This window comes from Mesorhizobium norvegicum (assembly GCF_004919685.1).
Classification (GTDB): domain Bacteria; phylum Pseudomonadota; class Alphaproteobacteria; order Rhizobiales; family Rhizobiaceae; genus Mesorhizobium; species Mesorhizobium norvegicum.
Genome location: NZ_SMYZ01000231.1, coordinates 1 through 273 on the forward strand (window position 1 = coordinate 1; position 273 = coordinate 273).

1 protein-coding gene is annotated in these 273 nt (G+C 65.6%); it reads right to left on the reverse strand.

From position 1 onward, the window contains the following. The coding region (locus FCU66_RS40880) for a hypothetical protein (protein ID WP_136625537.1) at nt 1-273 on the reverse strand (273 nt) is incomplete at both ends.

Sequence of the window (273 nt, forward strand, 5' to 3'; positions counted from 1 at the left end):
CGTGAACGAGACGCTCTGCCCCGGCGTGGTGAAGTTCGACGTGGTCGACAGCTTGTACGGCGTTGCGCCACGTGCGATGAGCAATTCACGCGTGACCTTCACGCGGTACGCCGCGCCATCGTTGGCAAACACGGTCACGACGTAGCGGCTCGGTTCCTTGGCGGCGGGCAGTTCCAGCTTGGCGTTGCCGGCCCCATCGGTGGTCAGTTCCTGCTGCTCCAGCTTGACGGGGAACAGGCCCGCGTAGCGCAGCTCGCCCTCCACCATCGTCAC